Genomic DNA, 16,222 nt, shown 5'->3' on the forward strand with positions numbered 1-16,222 from the left:
CCTATTATAAATAAAATTATTATCCAAGCTATCCTGCGATAAAACAAGATGCATATCATGATTTCATTACCCGATCTTTACCTATTTGGGTTCAGGCGGCAACGAAAAGAGCCGCACTTTAACGTGCGGCTCCTGCGATCGGAGCTCTCTCTTATTCGCTGAACTGCCAGCTCATAAGCTTGAACAGATTTTCGCCGGTTGCGCCCCTGAAAATAAAGTACAAATCGTGTGTGCCTTCCGCACCCGAAACATTCGTCGTAAATTCGGTCCAGGAGTCTTCGGCTGTCGGCGACACGGAGAGCATTCCGATCAGCTTCCCGTCCGGCGAGTCAAGACGCAGCTCGATGGATGCGGGATCCTTCGCACCGGATACCGAGGCGACGAACGTCGATGCCCCTTCGTCTCCGAAATCGACCTTGGACATGGCGATCCAATCCGCATTGTCGATATCGGATACGACCATCTGCTGCTGTCCGCCTTCACCAGCGAGCTTTTCCGTTGCAACTCCGGCGTTCCAGCCGATCGTAGCTGCCTCGACACGGCGGTAAGGATTAAACGGCTTGACCTGCGGAACGCCTTCGTAATCCGCTTTAATCTCTTGAATGGAGCCGTCTTCGCCGAAGTAAACTTTGTTCAATTGCGTGGAACGGTAGCCCTTCGGAACGCCCATCGCCTTAGACAACGTCTGCGCGTGGTACGCGATATACCAAACGCCGTTGAACTGAAACATCGCGTGGTGATTGTTGCCTCCGACTCCGAAGAAGTGGCCCGGATTTTTCAGGATAGATCCCTGATACGTCCACGGCCCCATCGGATTGTCGCTCGTCATGTACGCGATTTCACCTGCGGGGGGACTGCCTTCCGGGCGGGTTCCGCCATAGAAGTTGGAACAGTACGTATAGTAGTAAGTGCCGTTGTTTTTGTTGATACCGGCATCCTCGAATATGAACGGCGCCGGGATCATCTTTGCTTCGCCCAGCACGCTGGTCATATCCGGGCCCAGTTCCATTACTCGCGCGGTATCCGGCATTTCGTCTTTGCCTTCCGGAATGCCGCCTCCGAAATAGAGATAGGCCTTGCCGTCGTCGTCTACGAGCACCGCCGGGTCGAACAACCAGGTTACGCCCTCAACACCCGGCGTCGATCTGGTTACTAACGCTTTACCGATCGGATCTATCCAAGGTCCGGTCGGACTGTCGCTCGTCAATACGCCGATCCCGCTTGCGTTGTTGGCGAAATAGAGGAAGAATTTATCTTTGCCGTCTATCACTTTGTGCGTGGCCGCCGCCGCCCACGATTGCGTTGCCCATTTAGCCGCGCCTTGCGGACCGGCAACCGGAATTTCCCCATGATCGGTCCAGTTGACCAAGTCGTCCGAGGAAATGACCGATATTTTGTTGATATTGCCGTAAGTATTGTCTTTCACGTTGCTGTCGGCATCGTATTCCAGCACGTCGTTCGTCATGTACACATAAACGCGATCTCCGTATACGAGAGCGTAAGGGTCCGCGCCGAACTTATGGGATACAAGCGGGTTTCCGTTCGGAGGAAGCTTGCCGACCGCGCTGGCAGGCTGCGTGTAATTTACCTTGGCAGCCGCGCCGCTAATGTCATAGGCAGCGGTATTATGGTCGTTGAATTCGATCTCGAAATTACTCATTTTAATCTCCTCCTGATAGGTCTTTGCCAATTCTTTATTCAATCTTATCGTAATGGTCGCCAACTCCTTGCTTGCATCCCGGTTAGCATAGGCTATTGCCGTATCGTCGGCGTTGCGGATCGTAAGCTCCGCAACACTGCCCGTCTGATTGAACGTAGCCTGGGTTGCCTGCAGATTGTTTCGATTCGGAGAGAAGCCGATGACCTCAAGCTCCGCAGGCAAAACTACGGTTGCATGAATCCTATAGACCGGCTCAGTGTCCGGAAGTTCGTCCATCAGTAAATGCAAGTCATAGGTCGTATCCTTTTCCATACTAAGCTGAATGCCTTCTTCCTGCAAATAAGCCATCGACACGTTCGACGTATGGCTTCCTGCCGGTACGCCGTTGCTATTAGCAGAATCGGAATTCGAATGATGAGACGAGATGACCATCCAGAGAAGGGCAGCTACGCAAGCCAGCACGAGCGAGAGAACGATCATGAGCTTCTTCTTGGTTAAAAGCATAGAGCGTCGGCCTCCCTCAACCGATAGAAATAAAAGCTTTCCATCTGCGTTATTTCAGCTTCAATTCTCCTAAGCCAGCAGTACTCTGATACGATTGTCCGGACGTATCGCTCCAGATCGCGACGCTGTCGCGCAATCCGTCTCCGTCCTCGTCATTGTTGACCTGCACGTCGAAGCCGATCGTATCGCCGGCTTTGGGCGCAGTCCCCGGCCATGCGATGGAGGCTTCCACGATATATCCGGTATCCGTACGCTTCACGGCGGAAACTAAATTCCCGCTCATCGATTCGGGATTGACGGTCTGTTTGTTGTCGATGCTGATGCGATACTGCCCGTCGTCCGATTCGTAAGCCGTTGTCTTGGCATTGTTCGAGTCGATGAAGATTTCGACGGAATCCTGCTCCCACGCGTTCGCGCTCTTGTTCGACAGCTTCGAGTCCGTCACGACCGCCAGCACGTACAGATGGTCCTCATCCCATAGCGTTCTGACATGGGCGGTCGAACCGCTGATGCCGGTGACCCAGCGGTCGGTCGCGAGCTCATGCGTACCGTTCCATGCCGTCTCCCTCTCGCCGTCGATGACGGGCGTTCCTTGCTTGGCCGCTGTCTCAAGCTTCGTTGCGGCAACGACCGGCAAATTTTCCTTCGGCATTTTGCTCGGGTCGACGAGCGCCCAGTATGCGTATTTCGCCTGAAGCCGTTCGTCAAATAGCAGCGGCCAGTTGTTGCGTTTTACCGGGAAAGTTCGGAGCCACGTGTTCAAGTCGTCTTTGCCCCAGAAAATAACGGCGCTGAGTTGATCTTTATGTTTCTTGAAGACGTCGAAAATTTCCTTGTACCGGTAAGCCTGTCTCAGCTGCAGGTCTTCCGGGAATGTATCGAACGCTTCGCTATCGTTCGTATAGATGCTCATATCCATCTCGGTTATCTGCTGGTCGATGCCGAGATCCGTGAACGCTAGAATCATTTGATCCAGTTGGAACGCGGACGGGGACATAATCCCGATATGCGTCTGATGACCGATGCCGTCGATCGGAACGCCTTTAGCTTTCAACCGTTTGATCAAATCGTGCAAATATTGCCGTTTGTCGGGCATATCCGTGTTGTAATCGTTAATGAACAGTTTGGCGTCCGGATCCGCTGCATGGGCGTACTCGAACGCTTTCTCGATGAATTCCTCGCCTGCGATCTGATACCACGGGCTGTTGCGAAGTCCGCCAGGCTGCTTGTCGCCCGGCTCGATGACCTCGTTCACAACGTCCCATGCGTATACTTTGCCTTTGTATCGGCCGACCTCCGCCTCGATATGCTTTTTCATCCGCTGGAACAGCACTTCTTTGCTCACCAGGTTGCCTTTATCGTCGTGGAACACCCAATTAGGCGTCTGGCTATGCCAAATCAAGGTGTGTCCGCGGAATGCGATACCGTTGTTCATGGCGAAGTCTACGATTTGATCCGCCCTCGAAAAGCTGAATTGGCCTTCCCGCGGCTCGGTAGCGTCCCACTTCAATTCATTGCCGGCCGTCAGGCTGTTGAAGTGCTTTTTAATCAACTGAGCGTCCGGACCATTCGGATCATAAATTTCATTCACGAGCAGGGCGGTGCCCAACTTGAAGTCGTCATTGTAAATATTCTTAAGCGCCGGAATATCCTGCTGGACTTCAATCTTCTCCGGCTCCTGATTGCGCGCGATCTGAAAGTCGTCCACGTAAAAATCGAGCGTCGGATTGGCGTTCGATTCGAAGTACACGGACAGCTTCTCTGCCTCGAAGAGGAGCTCGTACTTAGCCGTCAGCTTCACCCATTCGCCTGCGGTTACGGTGTCGGAGGTGACGAACTCGTAAGTGTCCTTGCCGTTCGTGGTCCGTTGGATCGTCATCGCCACGGAAGAATCCGGCATTCCGGCAGGAAGCTTGATCCAGGCCGCAAGTGTATACGTTTTGCCTTTTTCCATGATCGGCGTCACATCGAGCTGCGGACCGTTCCAGCCCTCTTTTCTCCCGGTAACCTGCAATCCGTATGTGCCTGAATGAGCCGCCTCCTCAGCCGCCGTCAACGTTTCGATGCCACCGCGTTCATGCCAGCCCTGTACCGTGCCGTCCTCAAAGCCCGTGGCGATCTTGCCGGTTGCTAGATCTACCGCAGGCTCCGTGCTAGCTTCCGCAACGGTCTGTGTCGCAACTCCTGCGGATTGGGTGGGCGCAGACTCCGATTCCGTATGGCTCTTCTTCGGTGATATGCCGAATATTACGTACGTTAGCGCGAGAATTGCGATCAGTCCCAATGGAATGTAGAACTTGAGTCGATTCGTCTTCATAAATTCACCTCAACTGCATTAATGTAGATTCTTCATCTCAGTCCCGGTTCGAAAGAATGGGCGTTAGCCCGTATTAACCCGTCTTCCTCTCTTCCGGCGGATACAGAATAATACGGCCTTCCTCCATCTCGACGCGTACTTTATTGCTGCCCTTGAAGCCATCTGCGTCAAGATAGCCGGCCGGAATTTGCAGCCGACCCGCCTTGTCGATAACCGCGAACTCCATATGGGTTTCCGGATCATTATGGGCTCTCTCCGCATCCATTTGCGCGAGTTCCTCGGCATACGATACCCGTCGGATCATCTCCGCCGACGTCTTTCCGTCTCGAATTTGGACAACGCGGTCCACCTTGCGAGCCAAGAGAGGATCATGAGTGACGATGACGATCGTTATGCCCATCGTGCGGTTCAATGTCCTGAACAAATTCAGCACCTGATCGGACGTTTTCGTATCCAGAGAGCCGGTCGGCTCATCGGCCAGCAGCAGCCGCGGCTCGTTCGCCAGCGCGATGGCGATGGCCACGCGCTGCTGCTCGCCACCGGAAAGCTCGCTTAGCTTGTTTTTCATTCTGTGGCCGAGACCGACCGCTTCCAGAAGCTCCATTGCCCGCAGCCGGCGGCGTTTGCCGCGAAGCAGAATAGGCAGCTCCACGTTCTCCAAAGCGGTCAAGTACGGAATCAGGTTACGCGCGTTACTCTGCCATACGAACCCGACCGTATCCCGCTTATACTTCACCAGATCCCTCTCGCCGAACGTCAGGAGATCTTTGCCGTTAACTAGCAGCTTGCCGGCTGACGGCTTATCCAGGCCTCCCAGCATGTTGAGCAGCGTCGATTTGCCGCTGCCGGAATTGCCGATAATCGCCATCAGCTCGCCGTCCGCGACATGCAAATCCAGCCCTTGCAGGGCGACGACTTCGAGGTTTGCCGTCTTGTAAATTTTGACGAGTCCGTCGCATTGAATCATAGGTTACTCCTCTCCCAGCTTCAGCGCCTGCGCGATCCGGATCCGCGAGAGGCGGTAGCCGAGAATGAGCAGACCGATCGTCAGCATAATGCCGACTATGCTGTACAGCTGCACGTAATCGCTTAGCTGTCTTACAATATCGAATGGCGGCACCTGATCCTGCGTCGAGAAAGACATTTCGAACAGAGGAACGAACATTTCGCTTATCAGATTGCCTATAATTACGCCGATCACGACTGCAGCGCCGGAAGTGAGCAATTGCTCGCTGATAAGCATGCCGATGATCTGTATGAACGGTATACCCATCGCACGCAGCACGCCGTATTGCAGAGTCCGTCCGGATAGAGTCAGCACCCAGAAGAGAAGGAAGCCGAAGAAGCTGATCAGCATAGAGATTACGAATCCAAGCGTCATTACGCCGTTGATCGCCATCCGGAACGGATCGTTCTTAGACTCGATCAGCTCCTTCTTCGCGTCGCGAAATCCTGTAACCGGCAGCTTTTTCTCAGTCAACTGATCATAGATCAACTGGTTAGAGACCCCCTCCTTCAGCTTAAGCCACACCTCGTACGGTTCGACTGCCAACCGGTTCTGAATCGTGGCCAGATGGCCGACGATCAGCTTCGGCTGCTCCGCCTTCTCGTCTTCCTTGTCCGTGCCTGACGGGAGCGGATTCCAGCTTGGCCAGTAATCGATGATTCCGTAGACGGTGAACTGCGCTTGGTCAAGACCATCCCAGGAAACGCGAATCGGATCGCCCGGCTTGACCTTCGCCGCCTCGGCGAGCGAGCGCGAGATGAGCACGGCCTTCGGATCTGGCGCAATCAGATTCAAATAGCCGTTGATGTGGTAATCTAGCAATCCGCTTTTCATCCAGGCTGTTTTGCCAAAAGCCATCGTATCGATCCCGAACAACGTCGTGCTCCCGGACGTATTCCCTGTACTGTATCGGGCTTTTTCCTTCTTGAACACTTTGGCGGCCGTTTCTACCCCCTCTAGCTTCTGGTACGGCTCGAACGGCGGCTCCGTGTACTGGACTCTCTTCGCTTCGGTAGTCACCGCTGCATCTGTCTGGCTCGATTGCCCCTGGCTGTATGAAGACGGCAAAGGCGCATCGTTTTCCCACCTCGTCGACAGCGCAATATCGCCGCCAACGGCATACTCGATTTTGCTCTCCATATTGTCATTGATCGTTCTCGCCGCATTCGCGCTGAAAAGGCCGGTCGCGACGGTCATGATCAGAAACACTTTAATGGTCAAATACTGCCCTGACGAACGGCTGATTTGAATCAAGGTGTGGTAAAGTGCTGGAGACCACCATCGGCGACCCGCCCAAAAGACGAGGCGAATGAACCAGGGATATACCCGCAGCACCAGCAAGCCGCCGCCTAGCGCGAATAAAGCCGGCATCAGGAATAACAGAGGATCGACCTGCAGAGCGGCGGAGTCAAGCGCCAGCCGCTTCAAATCCTCCTGACGGTTGTTGAAGTTGTGAAGAAGATACACGGCCAAGCTGACTAGGACAAGATCAAGACCTGTTTTATGCCAGAACGACATCTTGGTCAATCGCGCCATCTGCTGCTTCTGGCCGACGATGCTGACTCTTGTAGCCAGGAAAGCCGGGATCAGAATGAGCACGATTGCTCCGCATACCGCGATTACCGCTACATTATAGGCACTGCTGGTAAAGCTGACCGGCAGCGCCGACCGGTTGACGAACTCCAGAAAACCGTTCGCGGCACCAAGCCACTTCGTGAACTGCACGCCAAGGAACGGCCCTACGGCCAGCGCGCCTAGTCCGAGAAGCAGACTCTCCATCGTATAGGCGGTCATAATCTGCAGCCGGCTGGCTCCGCGGCTGCGGAGAACGGAAATATCCGTCTTCTGCCTTTCGATGATCAGATTGGCGGCCATGTACAAGTAAAAAGCCAGCATCAGCATGACGGGACAATAGAGGGACAGCAGCATAACGTCAAGCTTATCCTGCTTGCCTTGGAAGGAATTAACGGTCGAGCTCGATGGAATGTCGAACTCGGCAACACCGACCCGCCCTTTATAGTAGCGGCGGATGTCTTTGTCGGCTTTGATATATTGGTCAACGCTGCCGAATTTCATCTGCTCGTAGTTCAAGGCATAGCGCCATTCCATCTCGGCAACTCTTGTCTTGCCGCCTTTCGTGAACTCCCGTTCAAACTGCGCGAACGGGATCAGGAAGCCGTCGCTGACCTCCGACGTCAAATACGGCAAATACGGATCGGCCTTCGGATCCGTTTCGACGATGCCGACCGGAATGACGCGGAACTTATCTCGTTTGTCGTCCGTCGTTTCCGCGACCAGCTCTTCCCCGAGATCTCGCTTCGCTTTAAATAGAAAGCCCTGAGTAACCAATGCTTCGAATATACCGTCCGAACGGTCGACCGGCATCCGGCCTTCGATCAGACGGACGCGCTTTTCCATGCCGGATAACGATTTAATGGCGCCTACCGTTTTCTGCTGCTTCTTCTCTAGCTCCGATGCGTCGGCGCCGTATACCTTCATTAGCTGCGTGAACCGCTGTTGATAGAACGACAGCGACTCCAGCCCCATTCGGCCCGGAATCGATTTTGCGAACTGGTCCGCCCGCTCGATCGCCTCCATCGTCTTGTTGTCCATAGTGGACGAAGAATTGGTCGTGCTAACCCGGATGAAGCCCGGATACACGGAGCTTTCGGATTGCGTCTGTTGTAGCTCTTTAATCAGCGTCCGCTGCAGGATGGCATCCGAGTATAGCGGCATGGAGCTGAACAGGGCCACGCATACGGTAAGCCCGAACCATAGATTCAGCTGCAGCCATTTGTTATTGGCCATCTTGCGAAGGATCATCGTCCATAAGGCCATACGCACACCTCATTCTCGCTCCCGAAACCCAGGCGCTCTTAGTTCGGTTAATTGTTCAGGATAACTTTCTGGCCTTCCTTGAGACCTTGAACGATCTCTACCTGAGTCGGCGTCGTCAGCCCCACCTCTACGTCGACTTCCTTGCGGCGATCCCCTTCGGCGACCTGTACATAAAATCGGCCCATATAGGTACGGACAGCCGAACGCGGCAGGACAATGACGTTTTCCCGCTTCTGGAGCTCGATCGTCACATCCGCAACATCGCCGACATGAACCCCTTCGGGCTGGTTGTCCATACTCAAAATAATTGTCGTCTCGTTCTTTTCGGCTTTCGCTTTATCGTCGGTGACTGGCGCAGTAGATGGGGACTGCAGCACTTTGCCTGTATAATCTTTGCCCTTATACTTCAGGCTGACCGGCATTCCAACTTCTAACGGAAGCAAATCCTTCGCATTCCCGGCCGCGTACGAAAGCTGCATGCTCGAAGGATCAGCGATCGTGATTATGGATTGGTAAGTGTTGACCCCGTCTCCCGTTTTCAGCGATTCGACGAAAATAACGGTCCCGCTGATCTGTGCGTACAGCTGAGCTTGCGAAAGACGACTCTCCATCGCTCCATACGAAATGTTTTCCCGCTCCAGGTCGATTTCGCGGAGGCGCAATTCGGTATCGTTGGCATCCGACATTAAGGCTTGTTTGTACAACAGCTCCGCTCGCTCCACATTGAGCCGTTGCAGCTTCAACTGAAGATCCAGATCACCGGTCTCCAGCTCCGCCAGCAAATCTCCGGACTTCACCTGATCGCCTAGCTTAACATTAATCGATTTCAGTCGCCCGCCGTTTCCCTTGAACGAGAGCGTCTCGACTTTCGCGGATACGAAGGTCGCATTGCCTCTCAGGGACGTTTGAATGTCCCCCTTAGCCGCATCCACGGCGTCGAATTGCTCCTGCGCAGGTTGGATAAGCGGCGGCTGCAACGTCTCCTCGTCAGGTAGCAGCGAGCAGCCGGCAAGCGCCAGCGTCGCGGCGAGCAGAACGGCAGTCCCTGCCGCGCGGGGAACGAATCTATGCAAGCGGTGCTTCGTTGGTCGTGTACGATGCAATTTGTCCATCCTCCAATGCGATAACGTGATCAACTAGCTCCATAATGCCCGGGTCGTGCGTCGTCAGTACGACCGTCGTGCCGGATTGCACGAGATCCCGGAAAACGCGCATCACCTGTAGTCCCATCCTGCTGTCCAGCTCGGCGGTCGGTTCGTCCGCGATCAGCAGCTCGGGCTCGTGTACGATCGCGCGGGCGATCGCCACGCGTTGTTGCTCGCCCCCGGACAGCTCCGTCGGCCGATGATTCATCCGCCCCCGCATGCCGACGCGCTCCAACGCCCACTCCGCAATTTGCCTATTGTCCTTGCCCATCCTGCCCGCAATGCGCAATCCGAACTCGACGTTCTCGTAAGCCGACATTAGCGGAACGAGGCCGAAAGACTGGAAAACCAGGCCGATCTCTCTGCGCCGCAGCGCATTACGTTCCGCGACGGACAACTTGGTGATCTCCCTGCCCCGAAATATCACCTTGCCCTCCGTCGGCTCATCAAGCGCGCTTAAAATATTGAGCAGCGTCGTCTTGCCGGAGCCCGATCGTCCCTTGAGCGCGACCATCGTACCGGCGGGAATGGCTAGATGGATGTCCGCTAACGCGGTAACCGCTGCATTGCCTTTGCCGAAAATCCGTTTAACTCCCGTTGCCGACAAGATCGCCTCGCCGCTCGCTGCCTTATGTCTTTCTTCCCAAGCGGGCATCGCTATCCCCCCAAACCTCACTGTCACTTAGAAAAAACTTTAACGGTTTCATATAGCAGCTACAACCTGCCGATTGCCTTGTAATTACCTGTTGATTTATAGGACTCTCGTTTATTAGAAACAAAAAACCGCCGATGAATCGGCGGCAGCAAAGCTATGATTCGATCTATATCCTGACGCTTAATGCACGGCAGCCCTCGCCGCTTCCCGGTAGTCCTGCGGCGACATGCCGGTCGCTTTCTTGAAGAAGCGCGTGAATGAAAAAATTGTCTAACCAATTGTGAAATCATTCCAACTAATTATGGAATATCACAAGTCCCCGAAAAAAAAGACCCCGAAGGGTCTTTTCTTATTAGTTGCACTTGCTATATCCGCAGTTCCCGCAAGTCTTGCATCCCTCTACGTTCAGCAGCGATGCCGAGCCGCAAGACGGGCACAGGTCCTTGGAAGTGTACGCGATTCTCGACTTCTCGGAGAGAACGTTGTAGCTAGTTGCCGCGATCGGAGTTTCGGACGCTGCCGCGTGCTCGTGATCCTCGATTCCCGCATGCGATTCCAGTGCTTGCGCAACCGCATCGGCAATGGATTCGACGCGGTTAGGACCGAAGCCGACCGCACCGGAGCCGCCGATCCCTTTCAGGTGCTTCACGAGAAGCTGAACCTTGTTGCCGTGATCGCCGTAACGCAAGAACAGCGAGCATACGCGGCCAAGCGCTTCCGCCATGGCGAACACGTCGGAGCCTGCTTTACCGACGTTCAGGAAGATTTCTCCCGGCGTGCCGTCGATGTCGTTAACGGTAATGTACGCCATGCCGAACGGCGTATTGTATTTGTAAGTCGCGCCGCGAAGAATCTTCGGACGGCTCTTGTATTGCTTGTCGAACACTTGCTTCTGTTCAGGAGTGACGCTAACGTTAAGCGCGGCATTCAGCGTTTCCGCTGGGCTTTCTTCCGTAACCGCTACGTCTGCCGAAACCGCAGTTGCCGGCTCTTCCACCGCAACCTTAGCTTCTTCCTTCTTCTCGTCCTTAGCCGTGCTAAGAACTTGAACGTCGCGGCTTCCGTCGCGATAGATCGTCACGCCTTTGCAGCCGAGCTCGAACGCCATCTCGTACAGCTCCGCGGTCTCTTCGACCGTGAAGTCCGCCGGGCAGTTCGCCGTCTTGGAGATGGAGCTATCCACCCAGCGCTGAATGGCGGCTTGCGCGCGGATGTGATCCTTCGCGGACAAGTCCATCGAAGTGACGAACCACTCCGGAAGCGTTTCGCCCGGATGCGCATCTTGCCATTCCTGAGCGATCGGCACGTATTGTTTGTCGTAACCAAGTCGGCTCTGACGGAAGAATTCAAACGCGAAATACGGTTCGATACCCGTTGAAGTGCCGACCATCGTACCCGTAGAGCCCGTTGGCGCTTGGGTAATTACCGTAACGTTACGCATACCGCGTTTGGAGATCGCTTCTCCGACTTCCGGATAGACGTCGACCATGTTTTTCATAAAGCCGCTTTGCATGAATGGCTCCAGATCGAACGCCGGGAAGGACCCCTTCTCAGCCGCGATTTCCGTGGACGCAAGATACGCTTCGCGAGCCATGAAACCATACAGCTTGTCTAGGAATTCCATGCTTTCCGGGCTGCCGTACCGCACTTCCAGACGAATCATTAATTCCGCGAGACCCATCGTTCCAAGGCCTACGCGGCGCTCGTTCTTCTGGTTCTTCTCGTTCTCCGGGAAATGGTAAGGCGTCTTGTCGATGACGTTGTCTAAGAAACGAGTGGAATAGCGGACGACTTTAGCCAATTCATCCCATGCCACATCATGTTTGTCCGCGTCGTAGAACTTGGACAAGTTGATCGCCGACAGATTACAAACGCCCCAAGCAGGAAGGCCTTGCTCGCCGCAAGGATTCGTGCAGATGATCGGGTTGAAATACCAGCTGTTGGACATCTGGTTATAGTACTCCATGAATACGACGCCGGGTTCTGCCGATTTCCAAGCGCCTTCGATAATGCTATTCCATACGTCGCGGGCACGAACCGTGCGATAATGGATAACGTTCTTGCCAAGCTTCTTCCACTTGTCCAAGTCGCCGTCCCACAGCGCATCGTAATCCGGATCCTTGGAATCCGGGAATACGAGATCCCAGTTCGCATCCTCTTTAACGGCTTTCATGAAGGCATTGCTCACGCAAACGGATAGATTGGCGTTCGTTACTTGGCCCATCGTCTGCTTAACGGTTATGAAATCTTCTACGTCCGGATGCCAGTCGTTGATCATGAGCATCAAAGCTCCGCGACGGCTTCCGCCTTGCTCTATTAACCCCGTCGTATAGCTGAACAAGCCGCCCCAGGAAACCGCGCCGCTGGACGAGCCGTTCACGCCTTTCACGATCGAACGGCGAGGACGCAAGGAAGATAAATTAATCCCTACTCCGCCTCCGCGCGCCATAATCTCGGTCATCTCCGAAAGCGTCTGCATGATGCCTCCGCGGCTGTCGTGAGGGGACGGGATAACGTAGCAGTTAAACAGAGTCAGCTCTTCGCTAGCTCCCGCTCCTGCCGCGATCCGTCCGCCCGGTACGAGCTTCCAATCATCCAGCAGCCAACGGAACTTGTCGGACCACTCTTTCTGTTTCTCGGCCGAATCTTCCACGGAAGCCATGGCGTTCGCGAGCCGCGACCACATTTCCTCAGGGGTCTTCTCAATAGTTAACGTCAGCTTCTCGACGGTAGATTGCACTAACTCTCCGTTGCGAAGCTTAACGGTTACGTTCTGTCCTGCGCGCTTTACGACCTCGCCAACGTCCTTGGCAGGAAATTTCGGATCATCCTTCGTCAGAACGAGGACGACATCTCCTACTTTCGTTTCGTTGGTATCGGCATTCTTCCAAGCGTAGCGATCCAAAAATATTTTCTCGCTTAACCCTTCCAACCGTCTTGCCTGCATTGTTTTCAATCCGGTACCCTCCCGAACTTCTTAGTAAGAATCGCATCACATACGGCTCGCAACTCCATTAAGTGTATGTAAATTGTACAATATATTGTGTGCGAATACCATTATACTACACCACATCTGGTACATCCATAGGACATTATGCACAATCGTAAAATTTTGTTGAAAAAGAGAAAAAGCGATCGAATAATCGGGAAAATGCCCGTTTTCCCATCCCTGTTTTGAATCCCTCGCGTTTGCTCATACTAAGGAATGGATGCGATATATTCCGCCATTTCTTACATTACCCTGCGAATCTTCGCCCGACTTTATTCCGCGAGACGGACGCAAGAGATCGCCCAGGAGGACGTTTCGTTGCAAACCCCATTCCCTTCTCCCGCCGGAACGCCGACCGGCGCGGCTTCACCCGCCGTTCAGCTATCGAATGAGCCGCTAGCAACAACCGCTGCCGATGATGGGGTTGCTTATACGGATGCGCCCTTCAAGTCTCCAGCCGGTTTATCCTCCGATCCCGCCCCCCGCAAGCTTCATCCCTTGGTAGAAATGCATGTCGAGCGAGGAGCTTTCGAAGAGTTGGAGCGCCGCGTGGAACGCAATGGCCCTTGGGACGATTGGTCCATGTACCAGCTTGCTCTTGAAGCGGAGGAGGCGTCTTTGGTATCCGATTTCCACGCGCTACGTTGTCTATCCCTGTTGCCGCACTTCGAGCCGCTGCCTCATCAAGTAGATACGGCGCGCAAAGTGCTTCACGAAATGAGAGGCCGCGCGATTTTGGCCGACGAAGTCGGCTTGGGCAAAACGATCGAGGCAGGTCTTATCCTTAAGGAATATTTGATCCGCGGCCTAGTGAAGAAGGTGCTCATTCTCGTTCCCGCTTCTCTGGTGCTGCAATGGGTGCGCGAGTTGAATAGCAAATTCGATATCCCCGCGGTCGCGCAAAGAAAGGCGTACTCCTGGGACAACGACATCGTCGTCGCTTCCATGGACACGGCCAAGCGAGATCCAAATCGCGCGATGCTGCTCGACAACGAATTCGATCTGATCATCGTGGACGAAGCGCATAAGCTGAAGAACAAGCGAACGAGCAACTACCAGTTCATCAACGAGCTGCGGAAGAAGTACTGCCTTCTGCTGACCGCTACCCCGGTTCAGAACGACCTGTCGGAGCTCTATAACCTTATTACGTTGCTAAAGCCAGGACAGCTCGGCGGCGAAGGCGACTTCGCGGCGAATTTCGTCGCCGACCGCAGAATACCGAAGAACGAAGCCAAGCTTCACGAAGCGCTCAGCCAGGTCATGATCCGCAACAGGCGCAGCGACGGCGGCGTGGAATTCACGAAGCGATTTGTCACGAACGTTCCCTTGCGCCTCTCGCCCGAGGAGATGGCCCTATATGAAGGAGTGACCAACTACGTTCGCAATCATGCGACCTCGGAGAGCGGCGGCGATTTTACGAGCATGCTCTCTCTGGTCACGCTTCAACGCGAGGTATGCTCCAGCAGAGACGCGGTATTCCTTACGCTGATTAACCTGGATAAGAAGATGGCGGAGGATTCCCCTCTACGGCCTCGGATCTTGGAGCTGGTCGATCTCATCCGCAGTATCAAAGCGAATACGAAAGCGGAGAAAACGATGGAACTCATCCGCAGCATCGACGACAAGGTTATCGTCTTTACCGAATACCGGGCCACGCAAGATTACTTGATCCGGTTTTTCAAAGAGCATGATTTGTCCGCAATCCCCTATCGAGGCGGTATGAACCGAGGTAAAAAGGATTGGATGATGGATCTGTTCAGGAGGCGCGCTCAGGTTATGGTCGCCACGGAAGCCGGAGGCGAAGGAATCAACCTGCAATTCTGCCACCATGTCATCAACTTCGACCTTCCATGGAACCCGATGCGGGTCGAACAACGGATAGGACGGGTTCATCGGTTAGGGCAAACGGAGGACGTGCAAATCTTTAATCTATGCACTCTCGGAACGATCGAAGAACATATCGTACACCTGCTTCACGAGAAAATCAACATGTTTGAATTGGTTATCGGCGAGCTTGACGAGATCATCCAGCAGTTGGAAAAAGAAGTGTCCTTGGAGCAACGATTAGCCCAGATGGTGCTCGAATCCGCGGATGCAGAGGAATTGCGCAAGCGTATCGATGGGCTCGGAGATGCGCTGCTCGCGACCAAAAATCAATTGCATCGGGAGAATCAACCATGAACACCAAACAAGTTCAGAAATTCGTTATCTCTTACCTGGATTCCATGGACTGCCATTTAATAGAGAAGAGTCCCTCCAGCGTGACCGTGAAGCTATCGCCCGATGCCGACCGGGCATTGACGAACAGGCCTTATTATTGGAGCTTCGTCGATCGGACGGGCGCAGATCCCGAAACGATGACTTACCGATGGTCGTTCGAAAATCCTTCGATGGCCGACAGAGCTTCGGCTACGCCCATCTCCTACATCATGACGGAATCGGGAAGGATCATTCAAGAGGACGTCTACTTCGGCTCAAGGCGGCTTCATCAGCTATTCGGCGCCGCTCAGCAAAGCGGACGCTGCGTCACCTTGTTCGAGGAGCCGCCCAGGGGGAAGGGCGATCCTCTTGGCTCGCAGCCTTACACGGCATGGCTGGGCGTAAATTTCAAAGTCGGTTTCGAATGCGACATGAAGCGCGAGGAAATCTATGGGTGGGGAATCTCGCTGGCTACGGGGGTTATCAACGAGAAATTTATGGAAACACTTAGGGACAGGAGACTCACTCCTCGCCTTCCTTCCAACGTTCATCTGCTAAAGAACGGGTTATCCTTGCGCAAAGGGATGTCTCAGCTTGAGCTCACTATGGAACGCAAGCTTAAGACGACGGATTTCACATGGGCCGTGGAGGCCGAGCAACGGCGTCAAGACGAGCTGGAACGGATCCGGCAATATTATAATCCCATGCTCGAGCATATGAATCACCCTGACCAGCAGGAGCAGAAAGCAACGTTATCCGCACGTTTTCAGCAAAGAGAGGCAGAAATCGATTGGCAGTACCGGCCAAGGGTTTCCGTATCCGTCACGAACTGCGGTATTTTTCATCTCCCCGGCATCCATTAGCGTCCGGAATGAGAAATAACTTCTTTTATCGGCAAAAATAGAACAA

The 16,222-nt window shown here is 54.1% G+C and carries 9 protein-coding genes; 2 read left to right on the top strand and 7 right to left on the bottom strand.

Annotation, left to right across the window (positions count from 1 at the left end; all coding sequences use genetic code 11):
- Positions 1–151 precede the first annotated feature (151 nt).
- The 7 genes from E2980_RS09350 to E2980_RS09380 form a co-directional block, all read right to left on the bottom strand.
- Positions 152–2,164 carry a glycoside hydrolase family 43 protein gene (locus tag E2980_RS09350; RefSeq protein ID WP_135151915.1) on the bottom strand — a complete coding sequence of 671 codons (2,013 nt, stop codon included), beginning with the start codon at positions 2,162–2,164 and terminating at the stop codon, positions 152–154.
- Between the two features lie 49 nt (positions 2,165–2,213).
- Positions 2,214–4,481 carry an endo-1,4-beta-xylanase gene (locus E2980_RS09355; RefSeq protein WP_135151916.1) on the bottom strand — a complete coding sequence of 756 codons (2,268 nt, stop codon included), beginning with the start codon at positions 4,479–4,481 and terminating at the stop codon, positions 2,214–2,216.
- Between the two features lie 73 nt (positions 4,482–4,554).
- Positions 4,555–5,448 carry an ABC transporter ATP-binding protein gene (locus E2980_RS09360; RefSeq protein WP_135151917.1) on the bottom strand — a complete coding sequence of 298 codons (894 nt, stop codon included), beginning with the start codon at positions 5,446–5,448 and terminating at the stop codon, positions 4,555–4,557.
- A gap of 3 nt (positions 5,449–5,451) precedes the next feature.
- Positions 5,452–8,325 (bottom strand): ABC transporter permease, encoded by a 2,874-nt coding sequence (locus E2980_RS09365; RefSeq protein WP_135151918.1) that lies wholly within the window; start codon positions 8,323–8,325, stop codon positions 5,452–5,454.
- A 47-nt stretch (positions 8,326–8,372) separates the two neighbouring features.
- Positions 8,373–9,428, bottom strand: coding sequence for an efflux RND transporter periplasmic adaptor subunit (locus E2980_RS09370; RefSeq protein WP_240702952.1), 1,056 nt, complete (start codon positions 9,426–9,428; stop codon positions 8,373–8,375).
- The gene (locus tag E2980_RS09375) at positions 9,391–10,125 is read right to left on the bottom strand and encodes an ABC transporter ATP-binding protein (RefSeq protein ID WP_135151920.1); all 735 of its coding nucleotides are present in this window, start codon (positions 10,123–10,125) and stop codon (positions 9,391–9,393) included. The genes E2980_RS09370 and E2980_RS09375 overlap by 38 nt, the downstream gene beginning before the upstream one ends.
- Positions 10,126–10,477: 352 nt before the next feature.
- Positions 10,478–13,072 carry an adenosylcobalamin-dependent ribonucleoside-diphosphate reductase gene (locus tag E2980_RS09380; protein WP_420808636.1) on the bottom strand — a complete coding sequence of 865 codons (2,595 nt, stop codon included), beginning with the start codon at positions 13,070–13,072 and terminating at the stop codon, positions 10,478–10,480.
- A 549-nt stretch (positions 13,073–13,621) separates the two neighbouring features.
- Here E2980_RS09380 and E2980_RS09385 point away from each other — a divergent pair.
- Together E2980_RS09385 and E2980_RS09390 are read left to right on the top strand one after the other, a co-directional pair.
- Positions 13,622–15,295: a DEAD/DEAH box helicase gene (locus tag E2980_RS09385; protein WP_240702960.1), complete on the top strand. Its 1,674-nt coding sequence runs from the start codon at positions 13,622–13,624 to the stop codon at positions 15,293–15,295.
- Complete coding sequence (locus E2980_RS09390; RefSeq protein WP_135151923.1) at positions 15,292–16,176, top strand: YqhG family protein; 885 nt, start codon at positions 15,292–15,294, stop codon at positions 16,174–16,176. Before E2980_RS09385 ends, E2980_RS09390 begins: the two co-directional genes overlap by 4 nt.
- Positions 16,177–16,222 lie beyond the last annotated feature (46 nt).

Origin of the sequence: Cohnella luojiensis (assembly GCF_004564235.1) — a bacterium.
Taxonomy (GTDB): Bacteria; Bacillota; Bacilli; order Paenibacillales; family Paenibacillaceae; genus Cohnella; species Cohnella luojiensis.

Coding starts and splice junctions, on each gene's coding strand:
- E2980_RS09350 (WP_135151915.1), bottom strand. CDS start 2,164: ATGCTTTTAACCAAGAAGAAGCTCATGATCGTTCTCTCGCTCGTGCTG.
- E2980_RS09355 (WP_135151916.1), bottom strand. CDS start 4,481: ATGAAGACGAATCGACTCAAGTTCTACATTCCATTGGGACTGATCGCA.
- E2980_RS09360 (WP_135151917.1), bottom strand. CDS start 5,448: ATGATTCAATGCGACGGACTCGTCAAAATTTACAAGACGGCAAACCTC.
- E2980_RS09365 (WP_135151918.1), bottom strand. CDS start 8,325: ATGGCCTTATGGACGATGATCCTTCGCAAGATGGCCAATAACAAATGG.
- E2980_RS09375 (WP_135151920.1), bottom strand. CDS start 10,125: ATGCCCGCTTGGGAAGAAAGACATAAGGCAGCGAGCGGCGAGGCGATC.
- E2980_RS09380 (WP_420808636.1), bottom strand. CDS start 13,072: ATGCAGGCAAGACGGTTGGAAGGGTTAAGCGAGAAAATATTTTTGGAT.
- E2980_RS09385 (WP_240702960.1), top strand. CDS start 13,622: ATGCATGTCGAGCGAGGAGCTTTCGAAGAGTTGGAGCGCCGCGTGGAA.
- E2980_RS09390 (WP_135151923.1), top strand. CDS start 15,292: ATGAACACCAAACAAGTTCAGAAATTCGTTATCTCTTACCTGGATTCC.